The sequence below is a fragment of the Mesorhizobium sp. WSM4836 genome (genome assembly GCF_055811815.1).
In genome coordinates this window covers 1-20,000 of sequence record NZ_JBVVQF010000027.1, presented here as the reverse complement: position 1 = coordinate 20,000, position 20,000 = coordinate 1, and the positions used below count along the sequence as shown (strand labels likewise).

Here is a 20,000-nt window from a genome sequence, read left to right as displayed (position 1 = left end):
GCTAAGTGGGAAAGGATGTGAGGATCCCAAAACAACCAGGATGTTGGCTTAGAAGCAGCCATCATTTAAAGAAAGCGTAACAGCTCACTGGTCTAAATAAGGGTCTTTGCGCCGAAAATGTAACGGGGCTAAAGCCATACACCGAAGCTTAGGGTTTGCAGCAATGCAAGCGGTAGCGGAGCGTTCTGTAAGCTGATGAAGCCATACCCGTGAGGGGTGGTGGAGGTATCAGAAGTGCGAATGCTGACATGAGTAACGTAAGGGGAGTGAGAGACTCCCCCGCCGAAAGTCCAAGGGTTCCTGCTTAAAGCTAATCTGAGCAGGGTTAGCCGGCCCCTAAGTCGAGGCAGAAATGCGTAGACGATGGGAACCACGTTAATATTCGTGGGCCTGGAGGAAGTGACGGATCATTGAGGTAGTCCAATCTTATCGGATTGAAAGGGCTGCTGCGTGGTTCCAGGAAATAGCTCCTCCTTATAGACCGTACCCGAAACCGACACTGGTGGACTGGTAGAGTATACCAAGGCGCTTGAGAGAACTATGCTGAAGGAACTCGGCAAATTGCACGCGTAACTTCGGAAGAAGCGTGACCCTTTCATGCGCAAGCATGGGAGGGTGGCACAGACCAGGGGGTAGCGACTGTTTATCAAAAACACAGGGCTCTGCGAAGTCTCAAGACGACGTATAGGGTCTGACGCCTGCCCGGTGCTGGAAGGTTAAGAGGAGGGGTGCAAGCTCTGAATCGAAGCCCCAGTAAACGGCGGCCGTAACTATAACGGTCCTAAGGTAGCGAAATTCCTTGTCGGGTAAGTTCCGACCTGCACGAATGGCGTAACGACTTCCCCGCTGTCTCCAGCATAGACTCAGTGAAATTGAATTCCCCGTGAAGATGCGGGGTTCCTGCGGTTAGACGGAAAGACCCCGTGCACCTTTACTATAGCTTTACATTGGCATTCGTAGTGGCATGTGTAGGATAGGTGGTAGGCTTTGAAACCTGGGCGCCAGCTCAGGTGGAGCCACCCTTGAAATACCACCCTTATCACTATGGATGTCTAACCGCGGCCCGTTATCCGGGTCCGGGACAATGTATGGTGGGTAGTTTGACTGGGGCGGTCGCCTCCTAAAGAGTAACGGAGGCGCGCGATGGTGGGCTCAGAACGGTCGGAAATCGTTCGCTGAGTGCAATGGCATAAGCCTGCCTGACTGCGAGACTGACAAGTCGAGCAGAGACGAAAGTCGGTCATAGTGATCCGGTGGTCCCGCGTGGAAGGGCCATCGCTCAACGGATAAAAGGTACGCCGGGGATAACAGGCTGATGACCCCCAAGAGTCCATATCGACGGGGTTGTTTGGCACCTCGATGTCGACTCATCGCATCCTGGGGCTGGAGCAGGTCCCAAGGGTATGGCTGTTCGCCATTTAAAGCGGTACGTGAGTTGGGTTCAGAACGTCGTGAGACAGTTCGGTCCCTATCTGCCGTGGGTGTAGGAATATTGAAAGGATCTGTCCCTAGTACGAGAGGACCGGGATGGACGGATCTCTGGTGGACCTGTTGTGGCGCCAGCCGCATAGCAGGGTAGCTATATCCGGACGGGATAACCGCTGAAGGCATCTAAGCGGGAAACCCACCTTAAAACGAGTATTCCCTGAGAACCGTGGAAGACGACCACGTTGATAGGCCGGGTGTGGAAGAGCGGCAACGCTTGAAGCTTACCGGTACTAATAGTTCGATCGGCTTGATCGTTCTCATTCCTAATGCCCATTACCAGCGCTCACGCATGAGCGGCCCTTACGGGCCTATGCTCCGCGGGGGCGCCGGCGACGTGCAGTCGCACTTGCGGGCTTTGCCCGTAACAGACTGCAATGTCGCCTTGGCACAGAAAACAGCTTCTCGAGCAACGTGCGTTTTGCCGACCTGGTGGTTATGGCGGAGCGGCTGCACCCGATCCCATTCCGAACTCGGCCGTGAAACGCTCCAGCGCTGATGGTACTTCGTCTCAAGACGCGGGAGAGTAGGTCGCTGCCAGGTCTGCCAAGCGCACGTTGTTTAATCTTCTCCTTACGAACAGGCCCGCCAACGGGACACCGGGCCGCGCAAGCGGCCCTTTCATTTGGCGGAAGCTTGAATCCGGTGAGCCAAGGCTTACCTTTAGGGTTGACGCGGGGTGGAGCAGCGCCCCGTCCGCCCACAAAGGCCGAAGGCCTTGAGGACGGACAAAACAAGAAAGCCCGGGCTGCCCGGCCGGCATTCGTCGTGAAGTTGACGCGGGGTGGAGCAGCCCGGTAGCTCGTCAGGCTCATAACCTGAAGGTCACAGGTTCAAATCCTGTCCCCGCAACCAAATACGACGACGGCCCGCCTTGTGCGGGCCGTTTTCGTATTGGTACCACCCCTGCGCCAAATGCATCGAACCCCGGTAGCCCTACGGCGCCAGGGCTCTTGTTTTGGGGCGTGCTGCCAAACACCGGAGCAGCGGACGGAGTTCACATCCTCGCCGCCACCCAAATGCGCAGCATGGATGCAGCTCTAGCCGGCATCCCGGTTGGTCAAGGTGATGTGGCAGCAGCCGGAACCGTGGCCCGGCGTCCAGGTGACGTTATCGAAGCGCACTCCGGTGGCCTCGAACAGGCCGCGGTCGAAGGCGCCGGCGATGCGGCAGAGCGTGGCGAGCTTCTCGTCGCCTACGCCGGCCTCGACCCAGGCGTCCTTCAGCGGACAGCGCTTGACCTTAAAGGCGATTCGGTCGTGGCTGCGTTCTACCGCTGTCGGATACATGCGGCCGCCATCCGGGCTGACGGCCAGGAACGCCTCGCCGATTGCCGGTGCGTCGTTTGGGCCGAAATTGGCAAAGGCCGCCGCCGCAACCTCCTTGCCGCGCCGTTCGATGGTGCGGATCATGATCGCCTCAGCCATTTCCGCGCCAACTTCCGCGGTTAGCTCGTCGAGCAACAGACGATAGAGATCGGCGCGGCTGCGGAAGGCGGAATCGAGTTCGCGCGACAGTTTTTCGGCTCGAGCTTCGGCATCGGTCATGATGCGTCCTGTTCGATTCTTGACAGTCTTGGCACTGCCGTCACCAGCGCCTTGCCGATCGCGGATTGCGGCGCGTCGATGACGGTGCGGGCATCGCCGCTCTCGGCAATCCGCCCGGCGTCCAGAATGGCGATGCGGTGGGCGATGGCACGGACGACGCCGAGATCGTGCGAAATGAATAGATAGGCGATGCGCTCCTCGCGTTGAAGGTCGAGCAGCAGCCGCAGAATCTGCGCGCGCACCGAAACGTCGAGCGCCGACACCGCCTCGTCGAGCACGACCAGCGATGGTTTGGTGGCGATGGCGCGGGCGATTGCAACGCGCTGGCGCTGTCCGCCGGAGATTTCGTGAATGGCGCGGCCGGCGAGACCGGGGCTGAGGCCGACGCGTTCCAGCAGAGCAGCAATGCGGCGCGGGCGCTCGGCACGAGAGGCGATGTGGTGGATGCGCAAGGGGTCGTCGAGCACACGTGCCACCGTGGCGCGCGGGTTCAAGGCGGCGAGCGGATCCTGAAACACCATCTGCAGACGAGCGCGCCGGCCGCGCAAGGCAGAGCCGTTCAGCGATAGTAAATCGCTGCTTTCAAATTCGATACGGCCGGCGTCGGCTTCGATGAGCCGCAGTATGAGCCGGGCTATCGTCGACTTGCCGCTGCCGGAAGGTCCGGCCAGCGCCAGCGTCTCGCCGGGTTCGATGTGGAAGGAAACGTTGTCGGCGGCGATGATCTTGCCGCCGCGACTGTATCGTTTGGTCAGGCCGGAAACGGCCAGCAGAGGACTGGTCATGTTCGCTGCAGCAGCGGCTCGGCGTCTAGGCCGAGATTGGCGTCGAGCAGCACACGAGTGTATGGGTGACGCGGCGCATTGACGATTTGGGCTGTCGAACCGAGCTCTCGCAGCTCGCCATGCCGGAACACCGCGATCCGCTCAGCAAGCTCGGCGGCCAGCGCGATATCGTGGCTGATGAACAGCAGCGTCATGCCGTCCTCGGACACCAACTGCCGGATTAATGCGACGATCTCGGCCTGCACGATGGTGTCCAGCGCGCTGGTCGCCTCGTCGGCGATCAGCAGTTTTGGCCCGGCCGCAATCCCCGCGGCGATCGCCGCGCGCTGCTTCTGGCCGCCGGAGAGCTGATGTGGGTAGGCGCGCAGGGCGGCATTGGGGTCGGGCAGACGGACGCGTTCGAGCAGGGTTTTTGCCCTGGCATGGGATTGCGACCAAGTAAGGCCGAGATGGGTGTAGGCGACCTCAGCGATTTGCTTGCCGATTGGCATCACCGGGTCCAGACTTGCGGATGGGTCCTGGAAGATGAAGCCGATCTCACGGCCGCCGAGGGGAACGAATTTAGGCCGGCGTTCCGTCGTACCCCCCTCTGTCCTGCCAACATCCCCCGCAAAGGGGGATGTTGGCAGTTCCGGCGCCGGCTCTTTTTCAGCAACTTCAGTAATTGGCGAAAGCAGAGATGAAAGCGCAATCTCCCCCGTTGCGGGGGAGATGTCCGGCAGGACAGAAGGGGGTGCCTTGGCACCAAACATTGCCGGCGGGCGCAAGAGCCAATCGATGCGGCCTTCGATCCTGGCGGTGGCCGGCAGCAGCCCGGCAATGGCCAGCGCCAAGGTGCTCTTGCCCGAACCGCTTTCACCGATGATGGCAAAGCGCTCGCCGGCGGTGATGTCGAAGCCGACATTCTTCAGCGCCGCCACCTCGGCGCCGTCTCGGCGATAGGTCACCGTCAGATTGCGAATCGAAGCAAGCGCCGTCACGACAGGCTTCTCCTCACCGCGGTCGTCTCGACGACGCCTTCGCCGGTGAGATAGACGCCGAGCACGGTCAGCACGAGTGCTACACCTGGAATGATCGACAGGAACGGGGCCGTGCGCAGCACGGCGCGACCTTCGGCGATCATGCCGCCCCAGGTAACGCGGTTGGGGTCGCCGAGGCCGAGAAAGGACAATGCCGCTTCGGTGAGAATCGCCGCGGCGACGATCACCGACGACAAGGCCATTACCGGCGGCAATGCGTTGGGCAGCACCTCGCGAAAGGCGATCTCCAGCGGATGCATGCCGATGAGGCGGGCGCCGGCGACAAAATCGCGTTCGCGGATCGACAGCACTTCGGCCCGCGCCACGCGTGCTGGTCCGGTCCAGGCGCCCAGCGCGATCGCCGCGACGACGATGCCGAGCGACGGCCCGACGATGCTGACGAAAGCCAAAGCCAGCAGGAACGCTGGTACGGTCTGGAAAGCGTCGGTGATGCGCATCAGTACCTCGTCGACAAGACCGCCGGCAAAGCCGGCCAACGTGCCGATCACGGCGCCGACGGCAAGGGCGGCGGCTGCTGCTGCCAGCCCGACCGCCAGCGACGTGCGGGCGCCGTGGAAAAGCTCGGCCAGCACGTCACGGCCGAGGCGGTCGGTGCCGAGCGGCAGCGACCAACTCTGGAACGGCGGCAGCAATGCCGGCCCGGCAATGGCCTGCGGATCGCCCGGAAAGAACAAAGGTGCGGCAAGCGCCACGGCAAACAGTGCCGCCAGGATAATCGCGCCGGCGATCGCTTCCGGGGTGCGGAAAAAGTGGCGAAGCGGGCTCACCCAGCGGCCTCACTGGCGCCGACGCGCGGATCGAGAAAGGCGTAGGCGATGTCGACGAGAAGGTTGACGGCGACGACCAGGACGGCGCTGATGAGAATGATGCCGAGCAGCAACGGCGTGTCGCGCGCGGCCACTGCTTCTTGCGCCAGCCGGCCAAGGCCTGGCACGGAAAAGACGCTTTCGATGACGACGCTGCCGCCCAGCATTTGCGCGGACTGCAGGCCGAGCATGGTGACCAGCGGCAACAGCCCGTTACGGGCGACGTGAGCGAGCACGATGCGGCGACGGGAAAGTCCCCTGGCGCGGGCGGCCAGCACAAAATCCTGTCGCCACACCTCGGCCATACCGGCGCGCATCATGCGCAGATAGAGCGCGAGATAGATGAAGCCGAGCGCCGAAACCGGCAGGACGAGATGACGGGCGATATCGGCGGCGCGATCGAGGCCGGTCTTGGCCGAGGCGATACTCTCGATGCCGCCGATCGGAAACCAGCGCAGGTCGACGGCAAAGACAATGATAAGCACAAGGCCGAGCCAGAAGCCCGGCACGGCATAGAGCGCCAGCGAACCGATGGAGAGGAAGCGATCGCGGAAGCTGCCGGGTCTGGCGCCGGCATAGATGCCGAGCGCCGAGCCGAGACCGAAGGAGAGCGCGGTGGCGCTACCCATCAACAGCAGCGTGTTGGGCAGGCGCTCGAGGATGACATCGCGGATCGGCCGCGAAAAGGTGACGGACTGGCCGAGATCGAGATGCAGCAGCGCCCAAAGATAATTGGCGAGCCGCGTCAGCTCCGACTGGTCGAGACCCCAGCGATGACGCAACAGCTCGATCATGCCGGCGTCGCCGCCGGTCGAGACGATGTAGGCATCGACCGCGTCGCCGGGAGCGGCTTCGAGCAACAGGAAGGTGCCGATGACGACAATCAGCAGCACGAAGATGCTGCTGACGAGACGGCGGCGAAGCAGGATGAGGGCGCGGGTCATGGCGCAACGCCGATAGAAGAGCCAAGTTTTCGGCGCCGCGCTCTACGGCGCCCCCCTCTGTCCTGCCGGACATCTCCCCCACAAGGAGGGAGATTGGCAGCTTCGGCGTTGCCGGCCGTCTTGCAACGCTTGAGATTGGCGAAAGCGACAATAACAGCCGATCTCCCCCCTCGTGGGGGAGATGTCCGGCAGGACAGAGGGGGGCGCGAAGGAACTCTCATTGTCGAACCTGAGCACCGAGGCCGTCGATCTGCAAGTCTCGAGGTCAACTCGCCAAATAGGTGTCCGCCCAGTTCGATACCGCCCAGCGCGGGTTGTTGGCGATGTTCTTAACCGTATCGCGGGCGACGCTGATGAAACTCCATTCGGCGACATTGATCAGTGGCAGGTCGGCGGCAACTTTTCGCTGGAACTCCTCATAGAGTTCGGTGCGGGCGGCGGTGTCGAGCGTCTCCGATGCCTTGGCGATCAGGGTATCGAGTTCGGCGTTCTTGTAGCCACCCTGGTTGGAGAAGGGCACGCCGTCGGGAATGCCGCTCTGCACCAGGATGGTGGTCGAGATTGCCGGATCGCCGCGGAACACGGGCGGCCCGACCGCAAGGTCGAAGGCGTGGTCGGTGTAGACAGCCTTGATGTGCGCGGCAGAGTCGTTGTTGACCAGCTGGGCGTCGATGCCGATGGCGGCGAGCGCCTGGCGCAGATAGTCGCCGAACTGCTTGGTCTCGTTGAAATAGGGGGCTGGTAGCAACCTCAGTGAAAAGCGCTTGCCGTCATCGCCTCGGCTGTAGCCGGCCTCGTCAAGCAAGGCATTGGCCTTGGCCACGTCGAAGGCATAGGTCGGCACGTCGGCGGTGTAGAATTGCGGGTCGTTTTTCGGCACCGGGCCAGTGGCGGTAGCGGCATAGCCGAGAAACACCGTCTTGACGACGAAATCCTTGTCGATCGCGTGAGCGATCGCCTGGCGCACTTTCAGGTCGGCCAGCTCCTTGCGGCGATGGTTGATCTCGACGACGAGCTGATAGGTCAGCCCTTCATAGCCCTTGGTGATCACCTTGAGGCCGGGCACTTTGGAGATGCGGTCAAGATCGGCCAGGGGCACGGCGGAGAAGGCGGCGAGCTGGATCTCTTCGGCCTCGAGCGCGCTGGCGGCGGAGGTGCGGTCGGGCAGCACCTGATAGATGATCTCGTCGAGATAGGGCTCGTCCTTGCCCCAATAGTCGGTGTTCTTCTCCAGCCGGTAATATTCGCCGGGCTTGTATTCGGCAAATTTGAACGGTCCGGTGCCGACCGGGGCGTTGTTGGCCGGGTTGTCCTCGATCTTTCCGGTCTCGTAGATGTGCTTGGGCACCACACTGCTCAGCGCCGGCAAGGCGTTGCGGATCAGCTGGAACGGTGTCGGCTTGGCAAATTTGAACACGGCGGTGGCTTCGTCCGGCGTGTCGACCGCCTCCAGATCCTTGAACACGGTGCGGCCGAGATTCTGCAGCGGTTTCCAGACCTGCAGCGCCGAGAAGGCGACATCGGCCGAGGTGAAGGGTTTGCCGTCATGCCATTTGACGCCCTCGCGCAGTTTGAACGTCACCGACAGGCCGTCGGCGGCCCCTTCCCAACTGAGCGCCAGGCGCGGATCGAGCCCGTCCTTGCCGTCGAAGGAGGCCTCGGCCAAGGTTTCCACGATCTTGCTCGAGATGAAGAAGACGCCGTTCGAGGCGACAATCGCCGGATTGAGATTGCGCGGCTCGGAATCAGCGGCAACAACCAGTCGTCCGCCCTTTTTCGGCGTCTGCGCCCAACCGATCGTCGGCCTCGCGGTAGAGGCCAGCAGCAATGCCGAACCCGTAAGGATCGTACGTCTGGAAATGGTGAACTCTGGCATGAGCGAACTCCGTCCTCTCCGCGACCCGGCCGGTGCGCCGTACCCCTCGGACGCTCGTGAGCATCCCGCAAAGCTGATTATGGGCCTTGTGCGGGGTTTCGCCAAAGACGGAATTGGCGCATCTTTGCGTGGCTTTGAAATTTTCGTCCGCTGGACCAGTTGTACAGAAACGGTTCGACGCGCGGATTCTGGCAGGAACAGACTGGAGTAGAGTTCAGCAGCTGGAGCAGCTTTTGCGCCTAGTTCGCCCATTCTGGCTGGACCACATCGGGCAAAATGATGCAGATTTAAGCATAGCCGAGGATCAGAGCCGGAAAGGCCGGTGCCGGCGGGCGGCCGGCTAAGGGATTTCAGGGAGAGAGACATGAACATTGCCCCAGGCAAGAATGCCGTCGGCAGCGTGCCGTTCGACCAGGCCCGGGTGGACGGGCTGATGGAGGAAGCCGGCATCGACGTGCTGCTCGCCACCTCCAAGCACAACACGCAATACCTGCTTGGCGGCTACAAGTTCATCTTCTTCGCCGCCATGGATGCGATCGGCCATAGCCGTTATTTGCCTTTTGTCGTCTATGAGAAAGGCGGGCCGGAGCATGCCGCCTATGTCGGCAACCGCATGGAAGGCGGCGAGCACCAGAACCATCCGTTCTGGACGCCGACACTGCATGCCGCCTGCTGGGGCACGCTCGATGCCGCCAATCTGGCGGTCGAGCATTTGCGGAAGATCGGCAAGGAAAATGCCCGCATCGGCATCGAGCCCGCCTTCCTGCCGTCCGACGCCTATATGCTGATCCGCAGCGCGCTGCCGGATGCCAAGCTGATCGATGCGACTGATATGCTGGAGCGCATGCGGGCGATCAAAACCGAGGCGGAGCTGGAGAAGCTGCGCATCGCCTCCGAGCTGATCACCGATTCCATGCTGGCGACCATCGGCTGGGCACGCGACGGCACGACCAAGAGCGAGATCATTGAGCAGCTCAGGCGCGAGGAGACCAATCGCGGCGCGCATTTCGAATATTGCCTGTTGACGCTAGGCCCCAGCCACAACCGGGCCGCGTCGCCACAGGCGTGGAAAAAGGGCGAGGTGATGTCGATCGACTCCGGCGGCAACTACCACGGCTATATCGGCGACCTCTGCCGCATGGGCGTGCTGGGCGAGCCTGATGCCGAACTCGAGGATCTGCTGGCCGAGATCGAGACAGTGCAGCAGGCGGCCTTCTCCAAGGTCAAGGCGGGCACGCTGGGCGGTGACATGATTTCTCATGCCGAACGCGTGCTGAAGAAGTCGAAGGTTGCGCGCTATACCGATTTCTTCGCGCATGGCATGGGGCTGATCACGCATGAAGCGCCGTTCCTGATGACCAACCATCCGGTGACCTATGAAGGCACCTATGCCGCAAAGCCGCTGGAGAAAAACATGGTGCTTTCGGTCGAGACGACCATGCTCCACCCGACACGCGGCTTCATCAAGCTGGAGGACACGGTGGCGGTGACCGATGCCGGTTACGTCATGTTCGGCGATCGGGGCCGAGGCTGGAACAGGGGCGGGGTTTAGGCGCTTCTATTTCAGTTCCCCACCCGGCGGCAGCAGCCGGAAATCCGGCAGGTCGCGCAATGCCAGTTCCGGCCCGGCCGGCGAATAGACGACGAAAAGCTGCATCGGCCCGTCGCCGGTATTGAGTGTCGAGTGGAAGCGGCTTTCCGGCACATAGATGGTGCAGCCGGGGCCGACTTTCTCGACGACCGGGTTGCCCTTTTCGTCCTCGACCATCTGCTCGCCATTGCCTGAGATGACAAAGATGATCTCCTCCGCACCCGGGTGATTATGACGGGCATGCCCCTTGCCTGACGGTAGGTCGACGACACCACCGGAAAATCGCTTTGCGCCGTTCACTTCGGGAGCGACCGTCAGCGACAGCCTGCCCCAGTCGAAGCCGAAGGCGATGACGTCCTTTGGATATACGAATACCTTGCTGTTGTCGGTCATCGTCCCACCCTTCTTTTTGCTGGTCTTTACGCAGCGCCGAACGTGACGGCCTTGAAATCCGCCGTCTGCCTGGCGATAGAGGCTTCCGCCGGCAGCCGCTCCATCGAACTGGCGCCATAGAACCCGTGCAGGCCCTTGCAGCGCTCGAGAATATATTTGGCGTCGTCCGGCATCGAAATCGGCCCGCCATGGCAAAGCAGGATTATATCCTCGCGCACCGAGCGTGCCGCTTCAGCGATGGCGTCGATCTCGCTCACACAGTCGTCCAGCGATTTAGCCGAGGTCGCGCCAATCGAGCCGCCGGTGGTTACCCCCATATGGGCGACGACGATGTCGGCGCCGGCTGTCGTCATGGCGCGCGCCTCGTCTGGGTTGAAGACATAGGGCGTGGTCAACAGGTCGAGTTTGTGAGCCTCGGCGATCATGTCGACCTCGAGCCCGAAGCCCATGCCGGTTTCTTCAAAACTCTGCCGCATCTGGCCGTCGAACAGGCCGATAGTCGGAAAGTTCTGCACGCCGGAAAAGCCCATCGTCTTCAACTCGGTCAAAAGCAGCGGCATGATGGCGAAGGGATCGGTACCGTTGACGCCGGCCAGCACCGGCGTCTTCTTCACTACCGGCAGCACTTCGTAGGCCATCTCCTTGACGATTTCGTTGGCGTTGCCATACGCGAGCAGGCCGGCGGCCGAGCCCCGCCCGGCCATGCGGTAGCGGCCGGAATTGTAGATGATGATCAGGTCGATGCCGCCGGCTTCCTCCGCCTTGGCCGACAGGCCGGTGCCGGCACCGCCGCCGACGATCGGCACGCCGTCCGCGATCATCTTGCGGAATTTCTCCAGGATTTTCTCGCGCGGTATGGCGGCCATATTTTGGTGTCTCACTGTCTGGCGATGTCGAGGAAGGCCGTTGTGGCAGCCCAGGCGAATTCGGGGTCGTTGATATGCAGCGGCAGGCGCAGCACGCGTCGCGTTTTGGCGGGTTTGATGGTGCGCTCGATCGCCTCGAACAACGCTGCATCGGCTTCAGGGTCGAAGAAGGCGCCGCCTTCGATGTCGAGCGCCGACACGCCTTTCTCCGGAATGAGGAAACGAACCGGACCCTGGCAGAGGCTCAGCCTCGTACCGATCCATTCGCCGATCGTTCTGCTTTCGTTAGCATTGGTGCGCATCAGTGTGACGTTTGGATTGTGCTCATAGACCATCCGGCCGCGATGGCGTTCCGGGATTGTCGGCGGCGCCCAGAAATTCACCATGTCGAGCGCGCCGACCGAACCGACATAAGGCAGCCCGGTGCGGGCGATGGCGCCAAAGCGATCTTCGGTCGCCGGCAGCACGCCGCCAAACAGCAAGTCGCAGATCTCGGTCGTGGTGATGTCGATGACGCCGGACAACAGGCCGCTATCGGCCAATTTTTCCATGGTGCGGCCGCCGGTGCCGGTGGCGTGGAAGACCATACAGTCATAGGTGGAACGAAGCTCATCGGCGATCGCGGTCACGCATGGCGTGGTGACGCCGAACATGGTCAGGCCAATCGAGGGTCTGCCGTCGGCCGGCGGCGCCGGCTTTGCCGCCATGGCTGATATCGCTTGGGCGGCATTGTGCAGCACGACACGCGAAAGCCGGTTGAGGCCAGCCATGTCGGTCACCGAGGGCATCATGACGATGTCGGAGATGTCGACATAAGGTGCGGTGTCGCCGGAAGCCAACGTCGAAACCATGATCTTGGGCAGACCGAGCGGCAGCGTGCGCATGCCTGCGGTGATGATTGAGGTGCCGCCACCGCCGCCAATGCCGATGATCCCGGCAATATCGCTGCGCGACTGGACAAACCGGGCAAAGGCGGCGGCCATTGCCGCCACCGCAGTGCCGCGATCGTCGATGCCGAGCACGGCATTGCGACCCTCTGGATGGTGCCTAGCGACCTCGTCTGCCGAAACATCGACCGGCACGGCCGCGCCGCGTGTTCCGATGTCGACACGGGCAACCGAAGCGCCGGTTGCGGCGACCGAATCGGCCAGAAAAGCGAGTTCCTCGCCCTTGGTGTCGGCGGTGCCCACCGCATAGATGCGCTTCATCGCGTTTCCCCGGTCTTGGGCGTGCTCGGCGTTGCCGCCCGTTTGCCCGGCCGTTCGACGGGCGAAGGGCCATTGCAATTTTTTGAGACGCGCGTATCGTATTGATATGGATGTCTCACGTCAACAAGCAGTGAACGACGACGCCGGCCAAGGCGCCAGCCCGCGGGCCGAGCGCGGGGCCCGCGCGCGCACCAGGCGTCTCATGCTGGAGACGGCGACAAAGCTGATGCAGGCGGGCGCCACGCCGTCGGTCAGCGAGGTGGCGGAAGCAGCGGAAGTCTCCCGCGCCACCGCTTATCGGTATTTTCCGAGCCAGACGGCGCTGGTGCAGGCGGTGGTCGACGAAGGGCTCGGGCCGATCCTTACCTGGCAATCGAGCTCTGTCGATCCCGAGCGCCGGATTGCCGAGCTGTTCGAAACCTCCATTCCGCGCATCGAGGCCTTCGAAGCGACCTTCAAGGCGGCGCTGAAACTGTCGCTCGACCAGTGGGCACAGCGACAGGCAGGGACGCTGGGCGGCGAGCCGGCCTTCACGCGCGGCCATCGCGTCGACCTTTTGAAGGATGCGATCGCGCCACTCAAGGGCCGATTGCCGCCGCGCGAATTCAAGCGGCTGGCGCAGGCGCTGTCGCTGATCTTCGGCGTTGAGGTGCTGATCGTTTTGAAGGATATATGGGGATTGGATAGCCGCAGGATGATGTCGGTGGCGCAATGGGCGGCCGGCGCTCTGGTGCGCACAGCTGTGACCGAATCGAAGATTTAGGGAGATGGGATCGCGCCGACGTCGGCCGCTAGATAACGCAATCTGGTTCGACCAGATTTTCAACCTGGCTATTCATGCTACTAGCGATGCAGCGGCCCAAGCAATGCACTTATGTATCAAGGAGTAGGAAAATTCAGGGAAAACAGGCAGATATCTTGGGGATCAACTTTTCCGCGTGTCCGCCGCCGTCCAAGAAAGGGCTTGACGTTCCTCTGGAATTGGTAATACCAGATCAGGACAAATAAAGCGGATCAAAAGGGTGAAGGCTAATATCTGTTTCGGTCGAACGAGGAGGCTCGAAAACCGGAACGGTGCCGTCACGGGAGGACTACCAGGGCCGGCCTCGCCGCCGGCTCGCATGACAAGGTAGAATGCGCACAAGGGAGGAAATCATTATGCGCAAGACAATGACCAGCTTGCTTGCTGGTATCGGCCTAGTGCTCGCCTGCGGAACGTCCGTCTACGCGCAGGAAAAGGAACTTACAATCTTCTGGGCGGAATGGGATCCGGCCAATTACCTGCAGGAACTCGGCAACGAGTACGAGAAGGAAACCGGCGTCAAGATCACGGTGGAGACCACACCGTGGCCCGACTTCCAGACCAAGGCCTTCACCGAGTTCAACGCCCATGGCGACGCCTATGATATGGTCGTCGGCGACTCGCAATGGCTTGGTGCCGGCTCGACCGGTGGTCACTATGTCGACCTGACAGACTTCTTCAACAAGCACAAGGTCGGTGAAGTGATGGCACCGGCCACGGTGAAATACTATGCCGAATATCCGGGCGGCAGCAGCAAGTACTGGGCCATTCCACTCGAAGGCGACGCCGTCGGCTGGTCCTATCGCAAGGACTGGTTCGAAGACCCCAAGGAAAAGGAAGCCTTCAAGGCCAAGTATGGCTACGATCTCGACGTGCCGAAGGACTGGAAGGCGCTGCGCGACATCGCCGAATTCTTCCACCGTCCGGACCAGAAGAAATACGGCATCGCCATTTACACCGACAATTCCTATGACGCGATGGCGATGGGCTTCGAAAACGCGCTGTTCTCATTTGGCGGTGAGCTGGGTGACTATAAGACCTACAAGGTCGATGGCTTCATCAACTCCGATAAGGCGATCGCGGCGCTCGACGCCTACAAGGAACTCTACAAGTTCACGCCTCCCGGCTGGGCCAAGTCGTTCTTCGTCGAGGACAACCAGGCGATCACTGAAAACCTGGCCGCGATGAGCATGAATTACTTCGCGTTCTTCCCCTCGCTGATCAACGAGGCATCGAACCCGAATGCCAAGAACACCGGTTTCTTCGCCAATCCTCCCGGCCCGAACGGCGACCAGTTCGCCGCACTCGGCGGTCAGGGCATCTCCATCGTTTCCTACTCGCAGAAGCAGGAAGAGGCGACGAAGTTCCTGGAATGGTTCATCAAGGACGAGACGCAGAAGAAATGGGCAGCGCTTGGCGGCTACACCTGCAGTGCCGCCGTGCTCAAGTCGCCCGAATTCCAGAACGCCACGCCCTACAACAAGGCGTTCTACGAGACCATGTTCAAGGTCAAGGACTTCTGGGCGGTTCCGGAATATGCCGAACTGCTGCAGCAGCTCAACCAGCGCATCTATCCGTACATGATCGGCGGCGAAGGCACCGCCAAGGAGACGCTGGACGCATTGACAGCCGACTGGAATGCGACCTTCAAGAAATACGGCCGCGGCCAATAACGACGAAGTTCCACGGAGGAGGCGTTCGTGCCTCCTCCGTTTCTTTTTCCGATTTTTGAACCGGGAGCAGGGTCTTGGCGACCACAATGATCACCACGCTGGAGAGGTCTTCGCGGGCCGCCGCTCGCGGTCTCAGCGACATTTCTATCCGCAATCTCTTCATTATCCCGACGATCCTGTTCCTGATCGTCTTCAACATCTTCCCGCTGATCTATTCGCTGGGCTATTCGTTCACCGATTTCCGCGCCTCGACCAGCGCCGCGGCGAATTTCGTCGGGCTGCAAAACTATCGCGACCTGCTCAGCGATCCCTATGTCTGGTCCAATTTCGCCATCACCGCAAAATACGTCATCATCTCGGTCGCCGGCCAGCTGCTCGTCGGCTTCGGCGTGGCCATGCTGCTCAACCGCGACATTCCGCTCAAGGGCCTGCTGACGACGCTCCTGTTGTTGCCGATGATGCTGTCGATGGCCGTCGTCGGCCTGTTCTGGAAGCTGCTCTACGATCCGTCCTTCGGCATCATCAATTATGCGCTGGGCCTCGGCACCTTCGAATGGCTGTCGAATCCGAAAATGGCGCTCTATGCGGTCGCGCTGACCGACATCTGGATGTGGTCGCCCTTCGTCATGCTGTTGTCGCTGGCCGGCCTGTCGGCCGTGCCCAAGCACCTCTACGAGGCAGCCGCGATCGACAGGGCCGGGCCGTTCTACACCTTCTTCCGCATCACTCTGCCGTTGGTCGCGCCGATCCTGATGATCGCGGTCATCTTCCGCACCATGGAGGCGTTCAAGACCTTCGATCTCGCCTACATCCTGACCAGCCAGCCGACTGCCGAACTGATTTCGATCCGGCTGTACAAGATGGCATTCCAGGAATGGCAGACCGGGCGTTCCTGCGCGCTCGCCTACATCGTGCTGATCATGGTGCTGGCGATCACCAACATCTACGTCAAATACCTCAACAAGGTGAAGGAGCGCTGAGATGGCGGCAGTCCGCACTTCTTCCGAAATCACCTTCAACCGGGTCGCCATCGTTGCCGTCCTGCTGGTGACGATCATCTTCCTGGCGCCGATCTACTGGATCGCCTCGACGGCGTTCAAGCCGCGCAACCTCGCCACCACCATTCCGCCGACGGTGGTTTTCCAGCCGGAGATTTCGCCCTTCGTCAAGCTGTTCACCAAGCGTTCGCAGCTGCGCACGGCGCCGACGCCGGAACAATACGCCGCCGCCCCGTGGTGGGAGCGGCTGGTGTTTGACGGCGGCGAAAAGATCGTGCGGGACGGCAAGGGCCAGGTGCAGTGGTCGGCCTACCCGAGCCGTTTCATGAACTCGCTGATCGTTGCAATAACTTCGACCGTCCTGGCCGTCGGCATGGGCACATTCACCGCTTATGGGTTCTCGCGCTTCAAGGTAAAAGGCGAGGCGGACCTGCTGTTCTTTATCCTGTCGACGCGCATGCTGCCGCCGGTGGTCGTCGCCATTCCGATGTTCCTGATGTACCGGGCGGTCGGCCTCAACGATTCCCACATCGGCCTGATCATCCTGTACACCGCCTTCAACCTGTCCTTCTCGGTGTGGCTGATGAAAGGCTTCATGGACGAGATCCCCAAGGAGTATGAGGAGGCGGCCCTCGTCGACGGCTATACGCGCATGGAGGCCTTCTTCAAGATCGTGCTGCCCGAGGCCGCCACCGGCATCGCCGCCACCGCCGTGTTCTGCTTTATCACGGCATGGAACGAATATGCCTTCGCACTGATCATGACCAGCCGCCGTGCCCAGACTGCGCCGCCTTTCATCCCAAGCCAGGTCGGGTCCGGCCTGCCGGACTGGACGGTAATAGCCGCGGGAACCTTCCTGTTCCTGCTGCCGGTGGCGATCTTCACTTTCCTGCTCCGCAACCATCTGCTGCGCGGCATGTCTTTCGGAGCGATCCGCAAATGAGCTTTCGCGACATCAACCAGAAATATCTCGAACCGGGCAGCCAGGTGCTGATGGTGCTCGGTATCATTGCGCTCTGCCAGCCGTGGAATATGCTGCTGCACAGCTACGGCGTGACCATCATCCTGATCGGCCTGATCGGCTTCAACATCACCTCCAAGATCGCGCCGGAGGAGAAGGCGGGCACCGGGCAAGGGGCAAATCCGGGGGCACAGCATTGACCCAGATCGAGCTTCGCGGCGTCCAGAAATATTTCGGCGCCGTCCAGGTCATCAAGGACCTCAACCTGAAGATCGACGACAACGAGTTCATCGTGCTGCTCGGCCAGTCGGGCTGCGGCAAGACGACGACACTCAGGGCCGTCGCCGGACTGGAGACGATCGACGGCGGCGACATCCTCATCGACGGCAAGCCGGTCCAACACCTCAAGGCCGCCGACCGCGACATCGCCATGGTCTTCCAATCGTTCTCGCTCTATCCGCATATGAGCGTCTACGAGAACATCGCCTTTCCACTGAGAGCGACGCGCAAGAGCAAGGCCGAGATCGACAACGAGGTGCGCTCGGTCGCCAAGACGCTGCAGATCAGCGATCTCCTCGCCAAGAAACCGTCGGCGCTGTCCGGCGGCGACATGCAGCGCGTGGCGATCGGCCGGGCCTTGGTGCGGCGGCCGAAGGCGATGCTGATGGACGAGCCGATCGGGGCGCTCGATGCCAAGCTGCGCGAGGAGATGCGGGCCGAGATCAAGCGGCTTCACATCAAGCAGGGCTCGACCAGCATCTACGTCACCCACGACCAGATCGAGGCGATGAGCCTCGCCGACCGCATCGTCATCATGCATGAAGGTGTGCTGCAGCAGATCGGCTCGCCGGACGAGGTCTACTCGCACCCGGCCAATTTGTTCGTCGCGCAGTTTGTCGGCAGCCCGGTGATGAACGTCGCCGATGCTTCGGTGACCGAGAAAGCCTCATCGGCCTCGGTCACGGTCGGCGATGCGGCCGCCGGGTTCGAATTCCCGCGCGCTTTGCTGTCGAAGCTCAACGGCCATGCCGGCAGCCAACTCGCGCTCGGCATCCGGCCGGAAGGCGTCCTCGTCCGCCGCGAAGCCGCCGAGGGATTCCTGCCGGTGGAGACGCAGATCGTCGAGCCGCTCGGGTCCTTCGACATCGTCGACCTCAAGGTCGGCTCAAAGATGCTGCGTGCGCGCACCAAGAGCGGCTTCATCAGTGGCCCCGGCGAAAGGGTCTTCGTCAGAATTGATCCCAGCCAGGCGCATTTCTTCGATACGGCGAGCGGCAAATCGCTGGGAGTGACACTCTGATGGCCCACATCCAGCTCAAGAACATCTCAAAGAAATTCGGCAACCACACTGCCTTGACCGGGCTCGATCTCGACATCGCCGATGGCGAGTTCTTCGTCCTGCTTGGCGAGACCGGCGCCGGCAAGACGACGACATTGCGCATGATTGCCGGCCTGGAAAAACCGAGCGAAGGTCAAGTCTTTATCGATGGCGTCGATGTCGCCGACTGGGGCGCGGCCGAGCGCGACGTGGCGCTGGTGCTGCAGCAATATTCGCTCTATCCGCGCTATACGGTGCGCCAGAACCTCGAATTTCCGCTAAAGCCGAAGATCCGCCGGCTGCCTGATGCCGAGATTAAGGATCGTGTCGACCGCGCTGCCAGGACGCTGCGGATCGAGCATCTGCTCGACCGCAAGACCGATCGGCTTTCAGGCGGCGAGATGCAGCGCGTCTCGATCGGTCGCGCCATTGTGCGCAAGCCGCGGGTATTCCTGATGGACGAGCCGTTGTCGGCGCTCGACGCCAAATTGCGCGAGGCGCTGCGCACCGAATTGAAGAACCTGCAAATGCAGCTTGGCGCCACCTTCCTGTTCGTGACGCACGATCAGATCGAGGCGATGTCGATGGGTGACAAGGTCGGCGTGCTCAACCATGGCCGCATCGTCCAGACCGGCACGCCGTACGAGATCTACAACAACCCGCGCGACACCTACGTGGCGAGCTTCGTCGGCTCGCCGCCGATGAATCTCATCGACGGCAAACTCGTCAACGGACGTGCGGTGATGGCACCGCTCAATTTCGAATTGCCGTTTGCGGGCGGTGCCAAGACTTCGGGGGGTGCCAAGACGGGCGCGGCGACCGACGGTCGCCCGCTCGTCTTCGGTATTCGTCCCGAGGACGTCTATCTCGAGACCGGCGCGCCGGTCGAGGCGCGGGTCCATGACGTCGAGAACCATGGCGTCGAAAAGATCCTGACGCTGCGGGTCGGCGACGCCATGCTGCGTGCCACCGTGCCGGCCAGGACCGACGTCCAGATAGAGCAGCCGGTGCGCTTTGCCTGGAACCCGGATAAAGTGGTGCTGTTCGACAAGGGCAGCGGAATAAGCCTGCGTCACGCCGGCTAAATACAAGCCTCTTTACTGAGCTAGAGCGGGACGCGTTCAAAGTGAACCGTGCATCCCGCTCTATCCATGTGTTTTAACCGCATTTGTGCGACGCCACGTAATTCCACTTGGCTGGGAAATGCTTGAGTCTTCCCGTCATCCCCCGTACGGGGGATGCGGATGCTCCGATTTGTCGAATAGGCTGATTCTTGGTCCCAAACGGGCTTTGCAAGCCAATTTGCGGGCCCAAAATGGAGGGTTGGCTATGGGAAATCTGCTCCGCAGTTTTGCGACGATTCTGCTTGTCGCCGGTATGGCATTATCGGCCGCGCATCTGGGCGAGGCGCAGGCAGCCAAGAAAGTTGTCGCCGGCGCGAAGGTCGACGCCAAGAAGATCAAAGGCCTCAACGGTACGGTCAATCTGTCCACCAGCGACTGCAAGCTGTTGTTGAGCGGCACCGTCGTCGAAGTTTCGGATGGCAGGTGCGGGGCCTCCGGCAAATATTGCAAGAGCAGCGCCGGCTCGGCCTGCATCACCGAGCAATAAGCCGGCCAACGTTTAGCCGGCCTAAAGTATCCGTTTTGATCAAGGGGTTTTAGGGGCCCATTTTCTCTGCGCCTTGAGGAGAGCGTTTGCGAGGAT

18 protein-coding genes, 1 tRNA gene and 2 rRNA genes (1 of these 21 running past the window's edge) are annotated in these 20,000 nt (G+C 61.5%); 12 read left to right on the top strand and 9 right to left on the bottom strand.

Translation table 11 applies throughout. The features are described from left to right. The 3 genes from AC0L2P_RS26460 to AC0L2P_RS26450 form a co-directional block, all read left to right on the top strand. Positions 1-1,743 (top strand): 23S ribosomal RNA (locus AC0L2P_RS26460) (it extends 1,056 nt beyond the left edge of the window). Between the two features lie 170 nt (positions 1,744-1,913). Further along, a 5S ribosomal RNA gene (gene rrf, locus AC0L2P_RS26455) occupies positions 1,914-2,028 on the top strand. A gap of 235 nt (positions 2,029-2,263) precedes the next feature. Beyond that, positions 2,264-2,340 (top strand) — tRNA-Met (locus tag AC0L2P_RS26450). Between the two features lie 185 nt (positions 2,341-2,525). Here AC0L2P_RS26450 and AC0L2P_RS26445 read toward each other — a convergent pair. The 6 genes from AC0L2P_RS26445 to AC0L2P_RS26420 form a co-directional block, all read right to left on the bottom strand. Next, the gene (locus tag AC0L2P_RS26445; protein ID WP_473505454.1) at positions 2,526-3,032 is read right to left on the bottom strand and encodes an L-2-amino-thiazoline-4-carboxylic acid hydrolase; all 507 of its coding nucleotides are present in this window, start codon (positions 3,030-3,032) and stop codon (positions 2,526-2,528) included. Continuing rightward, entirely contained in the window at positions 3,029-3,817 is a 789-nt protein-coding gene (locus AC0L2P_RS26440) for an ATP-binding cassette domain-containing protein (protein WP_473505452.1), read from the bottom strand. The genes AC0L2P_RS26445 and AC0L2P_RS26440 overlap by 4 nt, the downstream gene beginning before the upstream one ends. Next, complete coding sequence (locus AC0L2P_RS26435) at positions 3,814-4,797, bottom strand: ABC transporter ATP-binding protein (RefSeq protein WP_473505450.1); 984 nt, start codon at positions 4,795-4,797, stop codon at positions 3,814-3,816. The genes AC0L2P_RS26440 and AC0L2P_RS26435 overlap by 4 nt, the downstream gene beginning before the upstream one ends. Next, positions 4,794-5,624 (bottom strand): ABC transporter permease, encoded by an 831-nt coding sequence (locus tag AC0L2P_RS26430; protein WP_473505448.1) that lies wholly within the window; start codon positions 5,622-5,624, stop codon positions 4,794-4,796. Before AC0L2P_RS26430 ends, AC0L2P_RS26435 begins: the two co-directional genes overlap by 4 nt. Beyond that, entirely contained in the window at positions 5,621-6,607 is a 987-nt protein-coding gene (locus AC0L2P_RS26425) for an ABC transporter permease (protein ID WP_473505446.1), read from the bottom strand. The genes AC0L2P_RS26430 and AC0L2P_RS26425 overlap by 4 nt, the downstream gene beginning before the upstream one ends. Before the next feature lie 265 nt (positions 6,608-6,872). After that, the gene (locus AC0L2P_RS26420; protein WP_473505445.1) at positions 6,873-8,483 is read right to left on the bottom strand and encodes an ABC transporter substrate-binding protein; all 1,611 of its coding nucleotides are present in this window, start codon (positions 8,481-8,483) and stop codon (positions 6,873-6,875) included. Between the two features lie 364 nt (positions 8,484-8,847). On the opposite strand from AC0L2P_RS26420, the gene AC0L2P_RS26415 reads away from it, so the two are divergent. Continuing rightward, positions 8,848-10,035 carry a M24 family metallopeptidase gene (locus AC0L2P_RS26415; protein WP_473505443.1) on the top strand — a complete coding sequence of 396 codons (1,188 nt, stop codon included), beginning with the start codon at positions 8,848-8,850 and terminating at the stop codon, positions 10,033-10,035. A gap of 6 nt (positions 10,036-10,041) precedes the next feature. Here AC0L2P_RS26415 and AC0L2P_RS26410 read toward each other — a convergent pair whose 3' ends face one another. Genes AC0L2P_RS26410 through AC0L2P_RS26400 form a run of 3 tightly spaced genes read right to left on the bottom strand, consistent with a single transcriptional unit; the run spans position 10,042 to position 12,541 of the window. Continuing rightward, complete coding sequence (locus tag AC0L2P_RS26410) at positions 10,042-10,467, bottom strand: cupin domain-containing protein (RefSeq protein WP_473505441.1); 426 nt, start codon at positions 10,465-10,467, stop codon at positions 10,042-10,044. Between the two features lie 26 nt (positions 10,468-10,493). Then, entirely contained in the window at positions 10,494-11,333 is an 840-nt protein-coding gene (locus tag AC0L2P_RS26405; protein WP_473505439.1) for a phosphoenolpyruvate hydrolase family protein, read from the bottom strand. Between the two features lie 11 nt (positions 11,334-11,344). Next, the gene (locus AC0L2P_RS26400; RefSeq protein ID WP_473505437.1) at positions 11,345-12,541 is read right to left on the bottom strand and encodes a Tm-1-like ATP-binding domain-containing protein; all 1,197 of its coding nucleotides are present in this window, start codon (positions 12,539-12,541) and stop codon (positions 11,345-11,347) included. A 106-nt stretch (positions 12,542-12,647) separates the two neighbouring features. On the opposite strand from AC0L2P_RS26400, the gene AC0L2P_RS26395 reads away from it, so the two are divergent. From AC0L2P_RS26395 to AC0L2P_RS26360, 8 genes are all read left to right on the top strand, one after another. Continuing rightward, entirely contained in the window at positions 12,648-13,304 is a 657-nt protein-coding gene (locus tag AC0L2P_RS26395) for a TetR/AcrR family transcriptional regulator (protein WP_473505436.1), read from the top strand. A gap of 395 nt (positions 13,305-13,699) precedes the next feature. Further along, entirely contained in the window at positions 13,700-15,016 is a 1,317-nt protein-coding gene (locus AC0L2P_RS26390; protein ID WP_473505434.1) for an ABC transporter substrate-binding protein, read from the top strand. Between the two features lie 74 nt (positions 15,017-15,090). Then, positions 15,091-15,996, top strand: coding sequence for a carbohydrate ABC transporter permease (locus tag AC0L2P_RS26385; protein WP_473505432.1), 906 nt, complete (start codon positions 15,091-15,093; stop codon positions 15,994-15,996). Position 15,997: 1 nt separating this feature from the next. Continuing rightward, the gene (locus tag AC0L2P_RS26380) at positions 15,998-16,957 is read left to right on the top strand and encodes a carbohydrate ABC transporter permease (protein WP_473505430.1); all 960 of its coding nucleotides are present in this window, start codon (positions 15,998-16,000) and stop codon (positions 16,955-16,957) included. Continuing rightward, the gene (locus tag AC0L2P_RS26375) at positions 16,954-17,175 is read left to right on the top strand and encodes a hypothetical protein (RefSeq protein ID WP_023675179.1); all 222 of its coding nucleotides are present in this window, start codon (positions 16,954-16,956) and stop codon (positions 17,173-17,175) included. The genes AC0L2P_RS26380 and AC0L2P_RS26375 overlap by 4 nt, the downstream gene beginning before the upstream one ends. Continuing rightward, positions 17,172-18,275, top strand: a complete 1,104-nt coding sequence (locus AC0L2P_RS26370; protein ID WP_473505428.1) for an ABC transporter ATP-binding protein — start codon at positions 17,172-17,174, stop codon at positions 18,273-18,275. Before AC0L2P_RS26375 ends, AC0L2P_RS26370 begins: the two co-directional genes overlap by 4 nt. Further along, complete coding sequence (locus AC0L2P_RS26365; protein WP_023675181.1) at positions 18,275-19,378, top strand: ABC transporter ATP-binding protein; 1,104 nt, start codon at positions 18,275-18,277, stop codon at positions 19,376-19,378. Before AC0L2P_RS26370 ends, AC0L2P_RS26365 begins: the two co-directional genes overlap by 1 nt. Before the next feature lie 244 nt (positions 19,379-19,622). Beyond that, positions 19,623-19,904, top strand: a complete 282-nt coding sequence (locus tag AC0L2P_RS26360; RefSeq protein WP_473505426.1) for a hypothetical protein — start codon at positions 19,623-19,625, stop codon at positions 19,902-19,904. The last annotated feature ends 96 nt before the right edge of the window (positions 19,905-20,000 follow it).

Bases quoted from the DNA above. Each gene is read 5' to 3' on its own strand.
- AC0L2P_RS26445 (WP_473505454.1), bottom strand. From the start codon at position 3,032: ATGACCGATGCCGAAGCTCGAGCCGAAAAACTGTCGCGCGAACTCGAT.
- AC0L2P_RS26440 (WP_473505452.1), bottom strand. From the start codon at position 3,817: ATGACCAGTCCTCTGCTGGCCGTTTCCGGCCTGACCAAACGATACAGT.
- AC0L2P_RS26425 (WP_473505446.1), bottom strand. From the start codon at position 6,607: ATGACCCGCGCCCTCATCCTGCTTCGCCGCCGTCTCGTCAGCAGCATC.
- AC0L2P_RS26420 (WP_473505445.1), bottom strand. From the start codon at position 8,483: ATGCCAGAGTTCACCATTTCCAGACGTACGATCCTTACGGGTTCGGCA.
- AC0L2P_RS26415 (WP_473505443.1), top strand. From the start codon at position 8,848: ATGAACATTGCCCCAGGCAAGAATGCCGTCGGCAGCGTGCCGTTCGAC.
- AC0L2P_RS26410 (WP_473505441.1), bottom strand. From the start codon at position 10,467: ATGACCGACAACAGCAAGGTATTCGTATATCCAAAGGACGTCATCGCC.
- AC0L2P_RS26405 (WP_473505439.1), bottom strand. From the start codon at position 11,333: ATGGCCGCCATACCGCGCGAGAAAATCCTGGAGAAATTCCGCAAGATG.
- AC0L2P_RS26400 (WP_473505437.1), bottom strand. From the start codon at position 12,541: ATGAAGCGCATCTATGCGGTGGGCACCGCCGACACCAAGGGCGAGGAA.
- AC0L2P_RS26395 (WP_473505436.1), top strand. From the start codon at position 12,648: ATGGATGTCTCACGTCAACAAGCAGTGAACGACGACGCCGGCCAAGGC.
- AC0L2P_RS26390 (WP_473505434.1), top strand. From the start codon at position 13,700: ATGCGCAAGACAATGACCAGCTTGCTTGCTGGTATCGGCCTAGTGCTC.
- AC0L2P_RS26380 (WP_473505430.1), top strand. From the start codon at position 15,998: ATGGCGGCAGTCCGCACTTCTTCCGAAATCACCTTCAACCGGGTCGCC.
- AC0L2P_RS26375 (WP_023675179.1), top strand. From the start codon at position 16,954: ATGAGCTTTCGCGACATCAACCAGAAATATCTCGAACCGGGCAGCCAG.
- AC0L2P_RS26365 (WP_023675181.1), top strand. From the start codon at position 18,275: ATGGCCCACATCCAGCTCAAGAACATCTCAAAGAAATTCGGCAACCAC.
- AC0L2P_RS26360 (WP_473505426.1), top strand. From the start codon at position 19,623: ATGGGAAATCTGCTCCGCAGTTTTGCGACGATTCTGCTTGTCGCCGGT.